A 16,240-nucleotide genomic window follows, 5' to 3' on the forward strand; every position below is an offset into this window, starting at 1 on the left:
GCAGGCTCGCCGCCCGCCAGATGTCCGGCCGGTTTCACGGGGTCAGCCGGACAGCTCGGCCTGGAGGTCCTCGACCGTGGTGACGGGCATCCGGCAGGTGAAGCCCCGGCACACGTAGGCCGCGGGCGCCCCGCCGACCGGCTGCCGTCCCTCCAGCAGCGCGGGGTACGCCTGCCGGGGCACGAGCGGATCGCCGGAGCCGCGGTCACCGTCACCGGGTCCGAGCGCGACCACCGCGCCCGGCACGTCGGCGAGCAGCGCCGCGCGGTGCAATGCGGCCGTGCGCGGGTCGTCGGGCGGTCCGACGACGGCCACCTCGACGGGCCCGTCGAGCGCCGCGCGCGCCACCGCCAGCCCCCAGCCGGCGAACCGGGCGTGCTGGTCCGCCAGCACGGACACGGTGCCCAGCGCGGCGTGGGCGGCCTCCCGGTGCCGGGTGGAGCCGGTCAGCGCCCCGTAGGAGAGCAGCGCGCCCGCGGCGGCGTACTGGCCTGAGGGGGTGGCGTTGTCGGTCGGGTCCTGGGGGCGCTGGAACAGCCGCTCGGCGTCGTCGGCCGTGTCGTAGAAGCCTCCCGCGCCGTCGGCGAAGCCGTCGAGCACGGTGTCGAGCAGCGTGCCGGCCAGCCGGAGCCACCTGGCCTCGCCGGTGACGCCGTACAGCGTGATCAGCCCTTCCGCCAGGTTGGCGTAGTCGTCGAGCACCCCGTCGTTCGTGCCGGCGCGGCCGTCGCGCGAGGTGCGCAGCAGCCTGCCGTCCACCACGTGGGTGCCGGCGAGCAGGCCGGCCGCATCGGTGGCGGCGGCGACGAGCTCGGGCCGCTCGAACACCAGGCCGGTCTCCGCCAGCGCGGCGATGGCCAGGCCGTTCCAGGAGGCCACGACCTTGTCGTCGCGCCCCGGGCGCACGCGCCGCTCCCTGGCGGCCAGCAGCCGCTCGCGGACGCCGGCGTAGCGGGCGGGGTCGCCGGGGTCGTCCGGCAGCTGCAGCACGGACGTGCCGTGCTCGAACGTGCCGGTCACGTCGAACAGCCCGGCGGCCCACCGGCCGTCGTCGTCGCCGAGCACGGCGCGCAGCTCCTCGGGCGTCCAGACGTAGAACTTGCCCTCCACGCCCTCGCTGTCGGCGTCGAGCGCCGAGGCGAAACCGCCCTCGGGCGTGCGCATCTCGCGCAGCAGCCAGCCGGCCGTCTCCAGCGCGACCCGCCTGGCCAGCTCGCCGCCGCCCGCCTTCCACCAGTGGGTGTAGACGCGCAGCAGCAGGGCGTTGTCGTAGAGCATCTTCTCGAAGTGCGGCACGACCCACTCCGCGTCCACGCTGTAGCGGGCGAACCCGCCGCCGAGCTGGTCGTACATGCCGCCGCGGGCCATGGCCTCCAGGGTCTGCCCGCTCATCTCGCGCTCCCCCGAGCGCAGCAGGAACTCCAGCACCATGGACGGCGGGAACTTGGGCGCCCCGCCGAACCCGCCGCGCGCGGCGTCGAAGGTCTCGCGCAGGTTGGCGATCGCGCGGTCGAGCGTGTCGGCGTCCGGCAGCGGGCCGCTGGGCAGCGTGGTGTGCGTGTTGAGCGCCTCCACCACCTTCGCGCCCTGCCGCAGCAGGCTCTCCTTGTCGCCCGTCCACACGCGGTGCACCTCGGTGAGCAGGCGCTGGAAGTGCGGGCGCGGGAAATAGGTGCCGCAGTAGAACGGGTGCCCGTCCGGTGTCGCGAACACCGTCATCGGCCAGCCGCCCTGGTGCGTCATGGCCTGCGTGGCGCCCATGTAGACGGCGTCGACGTCGGGCCGCTCCTCGCGGTCGACCTTGATGTTGACGAAGTGCTCGTTCATGAGCCGTGCGGTCTCGGCGTCCTCGAAGCTCTCGTGGGCCATGACGTGACACCAGTGGCACGCCGAATAGCCCACGCTGATGAGCAGCGGCACGTCGCGGCGCCTGGCCTGCGCGAACGCCTCCTCGCCCCACGGATGCCAGTCGACGGGGTTGTCCGCGTGCTGGAGCAGGTAGGGGCTCGTCGCGTCTTTCAAGCGGTTCATCACGACCTCCAGCTCCCCACCCTAGACGCCGCCATGAACGAAGATCGTGACCAGGCCCCTCGGCCGCCCGGGCTGACTGGCGCGGTGATGACGGCGTAGGTTACGGATGGTGGACGTGACTCCTCCGCTCCTTGAAGGGAGTGGCTTCTCGCTAAGCCGCTTGCGCAGCCTGGCGGAGGGCAAGCCCTGCCCTCAAGATGTTGACCGCCGCGTTGACGTCGGCGTGCGCGGCATGCCCGCACGCCGTACAGGCGAAGTCGGCCTGGGTGACGCGGTTCTCCTTCGCGCTGTGCCCGCAGCGGGCGCAGGTGCGGGAGGTGCCGGCGGGGTTCGCCGCGATCAGCTCTCGACCGGCGCTTTCAGCCTTGTGCGCGAGGATCGTCAGGAACACCCCCCAGCCAGCGTCCAAGATGCTCCGGTTCAACCCGGACTTCTGCGCGACATTCCGGCCGGGGGCTTCGATCGTGCCGGACGCCGAGCGGGTCATGTTCGCGATCCGCAGGCCCTCGTGCACGATCACGTCATAGGTGCGGACCAGGGCGAGCGCGGCCTTGTGCGCGCCGTCCAGACGTTGCCTGCGCACCCTGGCGTGCAACGCGGCCACGCGGGCCACCGCCTCACGCCGCCGCTTGGAACCCCGCCTCTTCCGGAACCCCGGCGCGCGTCCGGCCCTGACGCGGTCGAAGAACGCGCGGAAGGCCTTGTCGAGCCGTCGCAGGGTGGCCTGCTGCGAGGAGAACGACCAACACCCCTGCCCGTCCGGGTCATCACCCCGGATGTGTTTCAGCTCGGCCGACTGATCGCCGTAACGGACGCTCACCCCCGCCCTGGCCTAGGCGGTGCGCCGGTGCTCCAAGGCGGCGTTGTAGAGCTGGCGGTGGTCTTCCGGACACGCCGCCAGCGCCGCCGCCTGCCGGGCGGTGGGGCGCAGCAGGAATCGGAACGACCTGCGCACACCCACCTCCCATCACGTTCGGTAACGACATCGCCACGATATCGGCTGGCGCCGACTAAATCAGGAAGAACATCCGTGATGCGCAGACCTGACAGGTCAGGGCACACTCGGGCCTTGACGGCCCTCCCGCTCCCGATTCACCCGTCGCCTCAAGGCGACGGTCCCCTCGGGAGACTCTGATGGACGTGGACATGGATTTCGTCTGCCGGCAGGCGGGCCGCCCGGTGACCGCGCTCACGCGCAGGGACGTGGCACGGGCGCTGCTCGCCGTGCCCTCGGGGGTGGCGCTGGTGGCGCTGCCCGACCTGCGGCGCGCGATGATGTCGGCGGGCAACCCGCTCTCCCGCCCGTTCTGGGAGTCCGCCAAGGCCACGCTCCGGTCGATCGAGTCAGGCGTGGCCACCGTGGGCGACGTCCAGCGCTGGATCGAGTCCACCGGCACCGAGCCGATCCTCATGACGCCCAGCTACTTCGTCTGGCCCGAGGAGAACGAGCGCGGGCCCGTCGCGGCCGAGATGTTCGCCCGCCTGGTGGCCTTCCTGGAGGAGCGGGTCGTGTCGGGGGAGATCGATCCCGACGCGCTGGCGGAGGGCGTCCCCGAGGCCCGCAGGGCCTATGAGGAGCTGCAGGAACACTGGCTGAGCACGCCGCTGCCCGACGGCCGGGTGCCCGGCTTCGCGGTCAGCGACGAGCAGGACGAGGAGGTGTTCTCCGCCTGGGACGAGGAGGAGGCCTTCGCGCTGTCCGAGCTGCGGCGCATCATCGCGGGCCTGCCCAGGCAGCCCGACCTGCCCGCCGACGAGCTGGAGCAGGCCGCCGTACGCCTGCGCGCGCTGCTCGCCCTGCCCGGCTACCCCGCCAACGTGTTGCGGGCCTGCGCCGGCTTCGAGGAGCAGCCGATGCCCGACGACGACCAGGACCTGTGGCTGACCGTGGCGGCGGGCGTCGTGGCCCCCGTCTCCGACCTGCTGGAGAACGGCGACCTGCTGGAGGAGTTCGTCGACCTCGACGGGGAGATCGGCATGGAGGACGCGACGCTGGCCCATCTCCACGCCATCCAGTGCGCCGACTGGCTGGCCGGGGTGGCGGCGCTGGCCAGGCTCGGGCCGGGGGTGCTGGCCTCGCCCGAGCGGATCGCCCGGCTCATCGCGGAGTCGGAGGACATCGACGTCGACGAGCAGGACGGCGACGACCTCGGCGCCACCGAGGGGTTGTTCGCGCCGGTGGTGAGCCTGTGGGGCTATCTCGGCATCGTCGACGAGGACGACGTGCTCACCCCGCTGGGCTGGTGGGGGTTGCCCAAGGCGCTCGAACGGGCCTGGTCGCCCGCCGAGTGAGGCTCAGCGGGCGTCGGTGATGTCCTGGAACTCGGGGTGGCGCTCGATGTATTGGGCGACGTAGGGGCAGAGCGGCACGATGCGAAGGCCGGTGTCGGCGCTCATCCGCAGCGCGTGGCCGGTCAGCTTGCCCGCCAGCCCCTGCCCCTGGAACTCCGGCAGCACCTCGGTGTGCGTGAAAACGATCTTTGTGGGCAGCAGGCGGTAGTCGGCGAACCCGGCGACCTTGCCGTCCACGTGGATCTCGAAGCGGCTCTCCGTCGGGTTGTCGACCACGTCCACCGGCATCTACTCGGCCTTCTTCTCGGTCGTGTCGCCTTCGTGCGGCACCTGGATCTTCGTCATCTGCTTGTTCATCGACTTGATCAGAAAATAGAGCGCCAGCCCGATGAGGGCCACCACGGCGAAGCCGAGCACACCCGGACTCACATCACCAGCTGCTAGTAGGGTCACACCTCCAGTCTGCCACCGGCACCCCATGCTCCGGTCAGTGGCAGGCAGGCGAGACGTCGTCGGCGTGGATGCCGGCGAACAGGTCGTCCTCGGGCAGCCCGGTGTCGACCAGCGAGCGCGCCAGGTGGTAGTCCTCGGTCGGCCAGATCTCCTGCTGAAGCTCGCGCGGGCAGACGAACCAGAAGCCGTCGGGGTCGACCTGGGTGGCGTGCGCCAGCAGGGCCTCGTCGCGGATCTGGAAGTAGTCGCCGCACGGCACCCGCGTGGTGACCGGCCACTTGGCGGGGCGGTCCTCCCAGCGGGAGATCCAGTCGGCGTAGGGGGAGCCGAGGCCGCGCTCGGTCATCGCCTCGTGCAGCGCCTCGAAGCGCTCCTTGGTGAACCCCATGTGGTAGTAGAGCTTCAGCGGCTGCCACGGGTCGCCGGCGCCGGGATAGCGGTCGGGATCCCCGGCCGCCTCGAACGCCTCGACGGAGACCTTGTTGGTCATGATGTGGTCGGGGTGGGGGTAGCCGCCGTCGTCGTCGTACGTGATGATCACGTGCGGCCTGAAGTCGCGTACGGCCGCCACCAGCGGGGCGGCGGCGTCCTCCAGCTTCTGCACGCCGAAGCAGCCCTCGGGCAGCTCCTCCTCCTCGTTCTCCGGCAGGCCGGAGTCGACGAAGCCCATGAAACGCTGCTCGACGCCGAGGATCTCGCGCGCCCGCTCCATCTCGGCTCTGCGGACCTCCCCGATGTTGGCAACGATCTCAGGGCGGTCCATCTTGGGGTTGAGCACTGATCCGCGTTCGCCTCCGGTGAGCGTGCACACCAGCACGTCGACACCTTCACGCACATAGCGCGCCATCGTGGCGGCGCCCTTGCTCGACTCGTCGTCAGGGTGGGCGTGGACGGCCATCAACCTCAACGGTGCACTCACGGGCGGGCTCTCCTCAACGGACCGGTCAGTCACCCAGAGACGTTAGTTTCTGCTGGGCGGTCGCGAGGGCACTCCCCCCGCGGGCGACAATTGTCTCGGATAACGCTGAGGGAGTGCAGGGAGATTCCGCCATGGCCACCAGAGATGTCGAGAACGGGCCCGTTCTCGGCACACCCGACGACTTCCCCGATCGTCCGCGGCGAAGGGGGCGGCTCGTCGTGCACCTCGTGATCGGCGTGCTGGTGGCCATCATCGCTGGTGGATGGGGCTACGTGATGTGGTCGATGACGGCGGGCGGCTCGGGCGCGCCGTCGCAGGTCGTGACGTTCAACGTGGACGGCCCGACCCGCGCGGAGATCACCTTTGAGGTGTACAAGCCAGACGATAGAGTGGCTGTCTGCCGCCTGCGGGCGCTGGATGTCAATCATGGGGAAGTCGGCAGCAAGGAAGTAAGAATCCCGGCTGGTGAGGGTAGTAAGCAGCTCAAGGAGAGCCTCGACACCAGCGGTCAGGCCACTTCCGTCCACATCCAGTACTGCAATCTCGTATAGTGAGACATTTGGGGAAGCGTTGGAGCGACTGACTTGTTAGCCTTTCGCAATTCAACCGTACGTAACCTCAAGTGACCTCAGGGCCCCCTAGGCAAGCAAGGAGAACCCGTGGCCGACTCTCGCGATGAGAACGTCACATGGCTGACGCAGGAGGCGTACGACCGCCTGAAGGCGGAGTACGAGTATCTCTCGGGCCCCGGGCGCGTCGACATCGCCAAGAAGATCGAGGCCGCCCGGGAAGAGGGTGACCTGCGCGAGAACGGCGGCTACCACGCCGCCAAGGACGAGCAGGGCAAGATGGAGGCCCGCATCTTCCATCTCCGTCAGATCCTCGACAACGCCCAGGTCGGAGAGGCTCCCAAGGCCGAGGGTGTGGTGGGCCCCGGCATGACCGTCACCATCAGGTTCGTCGGTGACGACGACGAGGTGACCTTCCTGCTCGCCTCCCGCGAGGAGAGCGGGGCGCCGATCGACGTCTACTCGCCCAAGTCCCCGCTCGGGGCGGCGATCAACGGCAAGAAGATCGGTGAGAAGGCGACCTACGCCCTGCCCAACGGGCGCCAGAACACCGTCGAGATCCTCGAGGCTGTGCCGTACATCGGCAACTGAATCCCATGGACAACGACCGCCGGGCCCACGTTGGCCCGGCGGACTTTTCGCATTCATCCGGGATTCGGCAGGACCTTAGCTTTCTGGTCAAGTCGCGTAAGCGGCGTGACACGTACAAACTGGTGCCGTTCATCGTGGTGGCGCTGGTCGCGGTGCTGACCGCTGACGTGCTGCTGCTCGCCCAGTTCCAGGACAGTCCCGCCGTCGTGCGGGCCGAGCCCGAGCAGACGCTCATGGCCCAGCAGCGGCCCCAGCCCGGCCGGCCCCAGCAGCAACCACAGCAACAACCCCAGCAGCAACCACCGTCGGCGAGGACCGTCCAGCCGGTGGCGCCGCTGGACAAGCTGCACAAGCCCAACCTGTTCGTGCTGTCCCGCAAGCCGTTCACGCGGCAGCAGTTAGAGAAGGTGGCGAAGGTGCGCGGCGTGCGGGCGCTCGAGCTGGCCGACGCGGCGTCCGTCACGCTCGACGGCAAGCGGGTGCAGACGCTCGCGGTCGACCCGTCCACGTTCCGGGCCTTCACTCCCAAGGTGACCGCCGCCTCCGACGCGCTGTGGCAGAACGTCGCGGCCGGAGACGTGGCGGTGTCGTTCGTGCTGGGCAACGACGGCGGGCTCTCGCTGCACCGCCAGGTGGCGGGCCCGGCGGGGCCGCTGCGCATCGGCGCCTACGCCACCACCGGTTTCGGCGCGGTCGACGCGGTCGTGTCCAAGGACGTCGGCCGTACGCTGGGGCTGCCGCACGACAACGCGCTCATCGTCAGCGCGCCCAAGACCAACTCCGCCAAGCTGCGTGACCGGATCCTCGCCAAGCTGCCCAAGGGCACGCAGGCGGTCATGGTCAACCCGGTCCTGCCGCCGCCGCAGAAGGTCAAGCAGAACTGGCCGGCCGGCTCGTTCATGACGGGTGAGCAGCTCACGGCGGCGCTGAAGGCGGCCGTGTCCAAGCTCGGCAGGCCCTACGTGTGGGGCGCCGAGGGTCCCGACACCTTCGACTGCTCCGGCCTGGTCCAGTGGGCCTTCGCCCAGGCGGGGGTGCGGATGCCGCGGGTGACCCACCAGCAGTGGGTGACGGGACCGCAGGTGCCGCTGTCGCAGGCGCAGCCCGGTGACCTGCTCTTCTGGCGCAACGACCCGACCAACCCCGCCTACATCTCGCACGTGGCGATCTACTGGGGCGACGGGAAGATGTTGCACGCGCCCCGCACGGGCGACGTGGTCAAGATCGTCCCTGTTAGCCGGCGCAACCTCGCCGGAGTCGTCAGGGTCAGCCCCGCCGCCGCCTCCAGGGTTCGCTAGACCTTCCCGCGCGCGCACACCTTCGTATCCCCGGATGCGATCTACCGAGCAGCGGTGTAATGATGATTACATGGCTACAGATGACGTGACGGCAGAGATTCACGGCTGGTTCGCCGGGAGGCTCCCCGGCGAGTGGTTCACCGGCGCGCCCGAGATCGTCAGGGACCGCGAGGAGATCGCGGTGCTCGGCCGGCTGCCCGACCCGCCGGGTGACGTTCCCGAGGCCGAGCGGTCCGCCCTGATCGACGGGCTGGCCAGACGCTTCAGGGAGGAGACGCGCGAGCGGCGCATCGAGATCGCCAGGGAGGCCGAGCACAAGTTCCGCCAGAAGGTCTCCTGGGGTGTCGTCTGCGGTGGCCGGACTGTGATGTTCACCACACTCTCCGTGCCCGTGATGACCCGCCTGCGCCAGTCGGAGCGCCGCGTGCTCGACACGCTGGTGGCCGCCGGCGTGGCCAGGAGCCGCAGCGACGCGCTCGCCTGGTGCGTACGCCTGGTCGGCAAGAACGCCGACACGTGGCTGAGCGATCTGCGCGACGCGCTCCAGCACGTGGACCGGGTTCGCTCCGAGGGGCCCGACGTCAATTCCTAGAGCACCCAGCGGAAACGGCCGGCGGAATGGACTAAACCACTTCGAAAATTGGTTTAGACCAGCTGAATTGGACTGGACCACTGCCGGAAATCGCTTCTTTTAAATCCGTTCCCGTTGGGTAGGCTCCCCCAATCGTCAGGGTCGCTGCCTGCGACGACGGCGGTGCCGACAGGTCTATGCCAATTGGCTTTCCGACCGTCTCGTCGTTAATGATGACTGGGCCCTGAGAGAGTGGAGGAGTCACCGCCGTGTCCGTTTCCGTGGAAGTGCCCGCACCGACCAGCAATAGAGAATTGGCCGCGTGGGTAAAGGAGATCGCTGCCCTGACCCAGCCCGAGCGCATCGAGTGGTGCGACGGGTCAGAGGAGGAGTGGACGCGTCTCACCAACCTCCTCGTCGAGCAGGGGACGTTCACGCGCCTGGCCGCCAGGCCCAACAGTTTCTACGCCAAGTCCGATCCGAGCGACGTGGCCAGGGTCGAGGACCGCACGTACATCTGCTCGGAGCGCGAGGAGGACGCCGGGCCCACGAACAACTGGATCGCGCCCGGCGAGATGCGCGAGACGTTCGGCGAGCTGTTCAAGGGCTGCATGCGCGGCCGCACGATGTACGTCGTGCCCTTCTGCATGGGCCCGCTGGGCGGGGAGATCTCCCAGCTCGGCGTCGAGATCACCGACTCCCCGTACGTCGCCGTGTCCATGCGCGTCATGACCCGCATGGGCGACAGGGCGCTGCGGCTCATCGAGGAGCGCGGGCAGGGCTCGTTCGTCAAGGCCGTGCACTCCGTGGGCGCGCCGCTGGAGCCCGGCCAGCAGGACGTGCCGTGGCCGTGCAGCTCCACCAAGTACATCAGCCACTTCCCCGAGACCCGCGAGATCTGGTCCTACGGCTCCGGCTACGGTGGCAACGCCCTGCTCGGCAAGAAGTGCTACGCGCTGCGCATCGCCAGCGCCATGGCCCGCGACGAGGGCTGGCTGGCCGAGCACATGCTCATTCTCAAGCTGACGCCGCCGTCGGGCGAGGTCCGCTACATCGCCGCCGCCTTCCCGAGCGCCTGCGGCAAGACCAACCTCGCCATGCTCCAGCCCACGATCCCCGGTTGGAAGGTCGAGACGATCGGCGACGACATCGCCTGGATGCGCTTCGGCGAGGACGGCCGCCTCCACGCGATCAACCCCGAGGCGGGCTTCTTCGGCGTCGCGCCCGGCACCGGCGAGGTGACCAACGCCAACGCGGTCAGGACGCTCTGGGGCAACAGCATCTTCACCAACGTCGCCCTCACCGACGACGGCGACGTGTGGTGGGAGGGCCTGACCGAGGAGCCGCCCGCCCACCTGACCGACTGGAAGGGCCGCTCGTGGACGCCTGACAGCGACGAGCCGGCCGCCCACCCGAACGCCCGCTTCACCACCCCCGCCTCCCAGTGCCCGATCATCGCACCCGAGTGGCAGGACCCCAAGGGCGTGCCCATCTCGGCGATCCTGTTCGGCGGCCGCCGCGCCACCGCCGTTCCTCTGGTGACGGAGTCGCTGAGCTGGGAGCACGGCGTCTTTCTCGGAGCCAACGTCGCCTCCGAGAAGACCGCCGCCGCCGAGGGCAAGGTCGGCGAGCTGCGTCACGACCCGTTCGCGATGTTGCCGTTCTGCGGCTACAACATGGGCGACTACTTCGGCCACTGGCTGGACGTCGGCCGGCGCAAGGGTGCCGTGCTGCCCCGGATCTACTACGTCAACTGGTTCCGCAAGAACGCCGACGGGAAGTTCATCTGGCCCGGCTTCGGCGAGAACAGCCGCGTGCTCAAGTGGATCGTCGACCGGCTCAACGGCGAGGCCAAGGCGGTGCCCACCCCCATCGGCCTGCTGCCCGCCGACCTCGACACCGAGGGCCTCGACCTGTCCGAGGAGGACCTCGAGGCGCTGCTGACGGTCGACCGCGAGGTGTGGCGCGAGGAGGCCGCGCTGATCCCGGCCCACTTCGAGAAGTTCGGCGCGCACCTGCCGAAGGAGCTGTGGGAGGAGTACAACGCGCTGCTCGACCGCCTCGGCTGAGCGCTGTCCCCTTGTGCGGTACGGCCGCGCCGTCTACCTTGGCGGCTTGCCGTACCGCACAGGAGGGCCGCAGTGGACTACGCCCTGATCGTCGCCGCGCTCGTCGTGATGGTCCTGGTCACCGCGGCCGAGAATCGTGTCGAACGCGAGCGGAGACGTGTCCAGGGGACGGCGTCCGCCGGGGCGGGCCACCGGCTGGACCCGTACGAGCTGGCCTATCTGTCCGGCGGGCCGCGCCGGGCGCTCAACACGGCGCTGGCCGTGCTCGCGTCGGGCGGCGCCGTCCGGGTCTCGCGTGGCTCGCGGGTCACCGCCGTGCACGGCGCGCAGCCCTCGCCGGTGCCGCTTGAGCAGGCGGTGCTCGACGCGCTGGCGGCGCGGCCTGGCGGCTACCAGGCGAGCGAGCTGCGCCGCGAGCTGGAGTCGCATCCCGCGCTCACCGAGCTCGCCGCCGGGCTGGAGCGCCGAGGGCTGATCGTGCGGCAGTCGGCGTTCGACACGGCGCGGCGGCACTGTGGCCTGCTGCGGCTCGCGGTGGGCGGGGCCGCGGGCTACCTGGTGCTGGTGATCGTGCTGGCGGTCGCCGGCGTGGCGGGCAAGGAGACGGTGTACGTCGGGGCGGTGTTCTTCAGCCTGTTCGCCGTCGCCTCCGGTCTCATCGGGCTCTACCGGCAGAAGCGCAGGCTGCGCAACGTCGTCACCGGCCAGGGACGCGAGGTGCTGAGGTCGGCCCACGCCCACCATCCGAGGGGCGTACGCGATCCGCGCTCGCTCTCCCTGGCCGTGGGGATCCCGGTCGCGCTGTACGGGCTGAGCGAGTCGGGCGACCAGCTGCTCTGCGACGAGCTGTCCGTCGGAGCACCCGGGGCCGACTGCGCCGGCGCCTGCGGCAGCTTCAGCGGCTCCGACGGCACCACCTTCGGCGGCACGGACTTCGGCGGCGGGTCGTCGGGCTGCGGCGGTGGGTCGTCGGGCTGCGGCGGAGGAGGATCGGGCTGCGGTGGCGGTGGCGGCTCGTGATCGCCGTGACGTAAATGAGCAGAACGAAACCTTGACCTTCGCCCTGGCGTCCTTCTGGTAACAGCCTGTTCCGGCTGTCTGGAGGGAGGCGTCATGGACCTGTTCCTGCTGATCCTCTCGGTGGCTCTGCCCGCCGTCGTCGGTGCCACCGTCTTCTCGATGAAACGCGAGCGTGCCGCCGGCCAGGAGGCCCTGGTGGCCCGTGGTGCTCCCGACCTGGACCACTACGATCTCGCCTATCTGGCGGGCGGGCCCGGCCAGGTGGCAGGCACGGCCATCGCGCTGCTGGCCGGCTCGGGGGACGTGCGCGTGTCACGCGGGGGCCACGTGCACAGCGTGCACGCGCCGTCCGTGACGCGCGACCCCATCGAGCGGGAGACGCTCGCCCAGGTCGCGACGGTGTCCGGGCTCCAGTCGTCCGCGCTGAAGCGCAGGGTGGGCGGGAGCCTGGCCATGGACGCGCGCCGGCGGAACCTCACAGAGCTGGGGTTGGTCCTGCCCGCCCGCCGGGTCAAGCGGCTGGGCCGGCTGGCGATCCGGCTGCGCGCGGTCTCGGGGCTGGCGTTGACGGCGGCGGTGGCATGCTTCGTATCCACCCCGGCGCTGTTCCCCCTGCTCCTCCTGACGGGCACGGGCATCGGCGCGGCGGTGATGGCCGGTGATCACCGCAGGTCCTGGCGGAGCACGCTCACCGCCGAGGGAGCCGAGCGGCTCGACCAGGCAAGAGCGGGCCACCCCAGGGGCACGGGCGACGGTCCCGTGTACATCGCCCTGTACGGCCCGGCCGAGTCGCCCGACCCGCGCCTGCGGACCGAGCTGGGCGTCATGAGGTCGCCGCGCCGGAACTCGCGGCGGGCGACGTACCGTGGCACGGGAGGCGTCGGCTCCTGCGCCGGCGGCGGTTGCGGCGGAGCCTCGCACGGCGGCTCGAGCTGCGGCGGCAGCGCCGGTTGCGGCAGCGGTTGCGGAGGAGGAAGTTGACATGGCCGAGCTTGGAGTGGGCATCGGCTGGCGGAGCGAGCTCGACCTGACGATCGAGCGGATGGACGGCGTCGACTTCCTCGAAGTGGTCGCCGAGAACGTCAGGCCGGATCGGCTGCCCGAGTCGTTACGCGTGCTGCGTGAGCGGGGCCTGCCGGTGATCCCGCACGGGGTGTCGCTCGGGGTCGGTGACGCGGAGCCGCCCTCGCCCGCCAGGCTCGCTCATCTGGCCGCCTGCGCGCAGGCTCTCGGCGCGCCGCTGGTCAGCGAGCACCTGGCATTCGTACGCGGGGGCGGCGTCGAGGCCGGGCACCTGCTGCCCGTGCCGCGCACCCGCGAGTCGCTGCGGGTGGTCACCGAGAACGTGCGGCGGGCCCAGGACGCCCTGCCCGTGCCGCTGGCCCTGGAGAACGTCGCCGCCATCTTCGGCTGGCCCGAGGACGAGCTGACCGAGGCCGAGTTCCTCGCGGAGCTGGTCGCGGCCACCGGCGTCGGGCTGCTGATCGACGTGGCCAACCTCTACACCAACCAGGTCAACCTGGGTCTTCCTGCCGTGGCCGCGCTCGACACGCTCCCGCTGGAGCACCTCGCCTACGTCCACGTGGCCGGCGGGTACGAGCACGGCGGCATCTGGCACGACACCCACACCAAGGTCGCCCCGCAGCCGGTGCTCGACCTGCTGACCGAGCTGTGCGCCCGCGCCACGCCGCCCGGCGTGCTGCTGGAATGGGACGACGACTACCCGAGCGACGCCGTCCTGGCGGCCGAGCTGTCCCGGATCAGGGCGGCCATGTCCCTGGCGGGAGAGCCGCGGTGACCGACGTGCAGGTCCCCGGCGGTGGAGCCGCGGCGACGGACGAGGCGCGGCGGCGGCTGGCGGAGGCGCAGGGGCGGGTGGTGGCGGCCCTGGTCACGGGGGCGGAGCCGCCTGAGGGCTTCGACCGGGAACGGATGCGGGTGCAGGCGGCGAGCCTGCTGGCCAAGCGGCGCGGCATCGTGGCCAGGCTCCGCCCCGACGCGGCCGCCGCCGCGGGCCCCGACCTGGCCGCCGAGTACGCCGCCTACGCGCGTTCCCGCAGCACGCCGCCGCCCGGCTATCGTGCGGACGCCGACGACTTCGCCGCCTGGTTGCGAGCCCGTGGCCGCATGCCCGCGCCGCCCGGGAAGGTCCGCTGGTGGTCTCGTCTCCTGCCCGGGAACGTGGGCCGGTCCCGGCCGGACGGCTGGCCCGGGTAACCGGCGACATCGCCCGCGTTCATCCGGCTGTTCGAGCGGAAACCGTGGACCAGCAGGCGGGCCGGCGTGGAGCGCCGGCCGTACGGCACCACGCGAGGTGTAACTCCGTGTTTCACTCCAGGACGAAACACGGTGACACGCCGGACTGATCGAGGACGGGCTGCTGTCACTGGGAGCGCAGCTACGGCGGCCATGGAGGGCTGCGCGGGCGGCGTCGCGGCTCGTGGCTCCGGCGGCGGCGGGATGCGCCCTGTGGTGGGTCCTGGCTCTGGGCACGCTCCCGCTCCTGCGGGACCCCGGCGGCGTGGCGCTCGTCAACGGCGTGCCCGCCGTGGTGGGGCCGCTCCCGGCAAGGGTGCTGGCCTGGGCCGCGATGGTGGCCGCTGCGGCGACGGCCGGGCTCGGGCTCCTGCTGCCCACCCTGGTGACCATGGCGGCGGGATCGCTCCTGGGGCGCCCCGTACCGTTCCCTGTCGCGTTGCGGGTCGCGCTTCGGCACCGGAGGGCGCTGCTGGTGCTCGCCGCCGGCGGCGCGGCGGTTGTGGCCGGGGTGACGGTCGCCATGACGTTCATGGTGTCCTTCTGGGCGAAGGCGGCGCTGGCGGGGGTGGCGGCGGTCGTGCTGCTGCCGCTGTTGCCCGCCGTACCGGCTGTGGTTCTGGAGGGCCGGACGGCGCGGCAGGCACTGAGCCGCGCGTTCGCCCTGGCGGGCGGGCGCACGGTGGTGATCACGTGCGTGCTGGCGCTCTGCCCGGCGGTGGCGGTGCTCGACTGGTGGCCGCCGGGACGGCTGGCGATGCTGCCCGTGCTCATGGCCTTGATGGCCACGGCGGTGACGCTGGTGTTCCTGCTCGCCCTGACGCACGGCTGGCGCGGTGACGCCCCGATGGCGTTCCGCGCCGTGGTGGACGGGTTGCCGGCCGAGCCGCCTGCCCCGGCCGGGAAGCGTGCCGCGCCGGTGATCGCGCTGGCAGGGCTGGCGCTGCCGGGCCTGCTGCTGATCGGCGTGACCGCGGCCAACCCGATGGACTGGCCCGCCTACCAGCGGGGGGAACGGTCCGGCAGCGGCGAGCTCACGTCCTTCTCCCACTTCTCGGTGTCGGCGGACGGCCGGGCCGTACTGGTCCGCGACGACGCGTTGCTGCTGGAGTGCGCCGACGCTCTGTGCACGGGGCCCGGCAGCTCCGACGTACACGCAGCGGCCCGGCGGGCGACGGCGGTGGCCGGGCGTGCGCTGAAGCTGTGCTGGTATCGCGACAGGGGCTGCGGACCCGGTGACGGGCTGCCCCTTCCGGAGTTCCCGAGCGCGGTCGCGGCGGCGTCCCTGCCGGGCGGGCCTGGCCCGGTGGTCGCCGTCCTCGCAGCCGAGCCTCGGTCCCGCTCGTCCCTGTGGCTGCTGTACTGCGGAGATCCTGACTGCGGCTCCGCCACGCGCAGGCAGATCGCCGAGGTGGAGGAGCCGTTCCGCCCTGCGGACGACCAGCAGCTCGCGGTGGCGGTGACGCGAGATGGACGGCCCGTGGTGGTCCGGCACAACTGGGGCATCGGCGAGGTCGCCGTGTTCAGCTGTGACAGTCCGGAGTGCGGCAGCGTTCGCCGTACGGTGCCGGCCACGTCCGCCCGGCCCGCCGATGCGGAGGCGGCCGGCTGGGGGACACCGCGACCGGCCGTCGCGATCGGCCAGGACGGGTATCCGCGGGTGCTCTACCACGACGCGAGCAGCGCCACCCCGGTGTTGCTGGAGTGCGCAGATGCAGCCTGCGCCGCCGCGCGCAGGGTGCCGGTCCCCGCCGCGGCTTCGCGCGGTGTGCGCAGCACACTCGCCGTGGACGGAGCGGGCCGCACTCTCGTGGCAGTCTTCGCCCCCGGCGGCGTGGTGCACCTGGCGACGTGCGCCACCGGCACCTGTGCGGCACGTCCGGTCGGCACGGTCGACGGCACCGCACGTGCCGTCCACCTGGCGATCGACGGTGCGGGGCGCCCGCTGCTGGCCTGGATGTCGGAGCCGGAGGGCGGCGGCTGGCACCAGACGATCATCCGGCCGGTCACCGGCTGAGGCCCAGCTTCCTCGGCGTGGGCGTGCCCTGGCAGGAGCCGTCCCGCGCGTCCGCTCCGCACGACGATCTCCGCGGGGCCCTGGGCGGCGCCAGCGATCTTCGGCCGGGAAGAAAGCCGAGATCAACTGATCTACAAGCTCGCGCGGGCAGGAT

Annotated in this window: 17 protein-coding genes; 11 read left to right on the forward strand and 6 right to left on the reverse strand. The window is 71.4% G+C overall.

Annotated features, from left to right (window positions below):
- Positions 1-42: 42 nt before the first annotated feature.
- From ACTWPV_RS15670 to ACTWPV_RS15680, 3 genes are all read right to left on the reverse strand, one after another.
- The gene (locus ACTWPV_RS15670) at positions 43-2,031 is read right to left on the reverse strand and encodes a thioredoxin domain-containing protein (protein ID WP_347646274.1); all 1,989 of its coding nucleotides are present in this window, start codon (positions 2,029-2,031) and stop codon (positions 43-45) included.
- Positions 2,032-2,182: 151 nt separating this feature from the next.
- Complete coding sequence (locus ACTWPV_RS15675) at positions 2,183-2,851, reverse strand: RNA-guided endonuclease InsQ/TnpB family protein (protein ID WP_443152303.1); 669 nt, start codon at positions 2,849-2,851, stop codon at positions 2,183-2,185.
- A 12-nt stretch (positions 2,852-2,863) separates the two neighbouring features.
- On the reverse strand, positions 2,864-2,986 hold the full coding sequence (locus ACTWPV_RS15680; RefSeq protein ID WP_443152304.1) for a helix-turn-helix domain-containing protein: 123 nt from the start codon (positions 2,984-2,986) through the stop codon (positions 2,864-2,866).
- 179 nt (positions 2,987-3,165) lie between these two features.
- Between ACTWPV_RS15680 and ACTWPV_RS15685 the strand changes: the two genes are divergently transcribed.
- Positions 3,166-4,323 (forward strand): hypothetical protein, encoded by a 1,158-nt coding sequence (locus ACTWPV_RS15685; protein ID WP_443152305.1) that lies wholly within the window; start codon positions 3,166-3,168, stop codon positions 4,321-4,323.
- Positions 4,324-4,326: 3 nt separating this feature from the next.
- Here ACTWPV_RS15685 and ACTWPV_RS15690 read toward each other — a convergent pair whose 3' ends face one another.
- From ACTWPV_RS15690 to mca, 3 genes are read right to left on the reverse strand one after another with little or no spacing between them, the layout of a single operon-like run.
- Complete coding sequence (locus tag ACTWPV_RS15690; protein ID WP_347646275.1) at positions 4,327-4,611, reverse strand: GNAT family N-acetyltransferase; 285 nt, start codon at positions 4,609-4,611, stop codon at positions 4,327-4,329.
- A complete protein-coding gene (locus tag ACTWPV_RS15695; protein WP_347623317.1) occupies positions 4,612-4,776 on the reverse strand; it encodes a hypothetical protein in 165 nt (54 codons plus the stop codon).
- Between the two features lie 34 nt (positions 4,777-4,810).
- On the reverse strand, positions 4,811-5,695 hold the full coding sequence (mca, locus tag ACTWPV_RS15700; protein WP_347646277.1) for a mycothiol conjugate amidase Mca: 885 nt from the start codon (positions 5,693-5,695) through the stop codon (positions 4,811-4,813).
- Positions 5,696-5,826: 131 nt separating this feature from the next.
- Here mca and ACTWPV_RS15705 point away from each other — a divergent pair, with 131 nt between their 5' ends.
- The 10 genes from ACTWPV_RS15705 (at position 5,827) to ACTWPV_RS15750 (ending at position 16,086) form a co-directional block, all read left to right on the forward strand.
- Entirely contained in the window at positions 5,827-6,246 is a 420-nt protein-coding gene (locus ACTWPV_RS15705) for a DUF4307 domain-containing protein (protein ID WP_347623315.1), read from the forward strand.
- Between the two features lie 108 nt (positions 6,247-6,354).
- The gene (gene greA, locus ACTWPV_RS15710) at positions 6,355-6,855 is read left to right on the forward strand and encodes a transcription elongation factor GreA (RefSeq protein WP_132328896.1); all 501 of its coding nucleotides are present in this window, start codon (positions 6,355-6,357) and stop codon (positions 6,853-6,855) included.
- A gap of 122 nt (positions 6,856-6,977) precedes the next feature.
- Positions 6,978-8,153, forward strand: a complete 1,176-nt coding sequence (locus ACTWPV_RS15715; protein WP_443152306.1) for a C40 family peptidase — start codon at positions 6,978-6,980, stop codon at positions 8,151-8,153.
- Positions 8,154-8,223: 70 nt separating this feature from the next.
- Positions 8,224-8,745: a hypothetical protein gene (locus ACTWPV_RS15720; protein WP_443152307.1), complete on the forward strand. Its 522-nt coding sequence runs from the start codon at positions 8,224-8,226 to the stop codon at positions 8,743-8,745.
- A 248-nt stretch (positions 8,746-8,993) separates the two neighbouring features.
- Positions 8,994-10,793: a phosphoenolpyruvate carboxykinase (GTP) gene (locus tag ACTWPV_RS15725; protein ID WP_443152308.1), complete on the forward strand. Its 1,800-nt coding sequence runs from the start codon at positions 8,994-8,996 to the stop codon at positions 10,791-10,793.
- 72 nt (positions 10,794-10,865) lie between these two features.
- A complete protein-coding gene (locus tag ACTWPV_RS15730) occupies positions 10,866-11,813 on the forward strand; it encodes a TIGR04222 domain-containing membrane protein (protein ID WP_443152309.1) in 948 nt (315 codons plus the stop codon).
- Positions 11,814-11,906: 93 nt separating this feature from the next.
- Positions 11,907-12,794 (forward strand): TIGR04222 domain-containing membrane protein, encoded by an 888-nt coding sequence (locus tag ACTWPV_RS15735; RefSeq protein ID WP_443152310.1) that lies wholly within the window; start codon positions 11,907-11,909, stop codon positions 12,792-12,794.
- Position 12,795: 1 nt separating this feature from the next.
- A complete protein-coding gene (locus ACTWPV_RS15740) occupies positions 12,796-13,611 on the forward strand; it encodes a DUF692 domain-containing protein (protein WP_347646283.1) in 816 nt (271 codons plus the stop codon).
- Positions 13,608-14,030, forward strand: a complete 423-nt coding sequence (locus ACTWPV_RS15745) for a hypothetical protein (RefSeq protein ID WP_443152311.1) — start codon at positions 13,608-13,610, stop codon at positions 14,028-14,030. Before ACTWPV_RS15740 ends, ACTWPV_RS15745 begins: the two co-directional genes overlap by 4 nt.
- Before the next feature lie 223 nt (positions 14,031-14,253).
- A complete protein-coding gene (locus ACTWPV_RS15750; protein WP_443152312.1) occupies positions 14,254-16,086 on the forward strand; it encodes a hypothetical protein in 1,833 nt (610 codons plus the stop codon).
- Positions 16,087-16,240: the final 154 nt, after the last annotated feature.

Source organism: Nonomuraea sp. KM88 (genome assembly GCF_052245635.1).
Lineage (GTDB): Bacteria > Actinomycetota > Actinomycetes > Streptosporangiales > Streptosporangiaceae > Nonomuraea.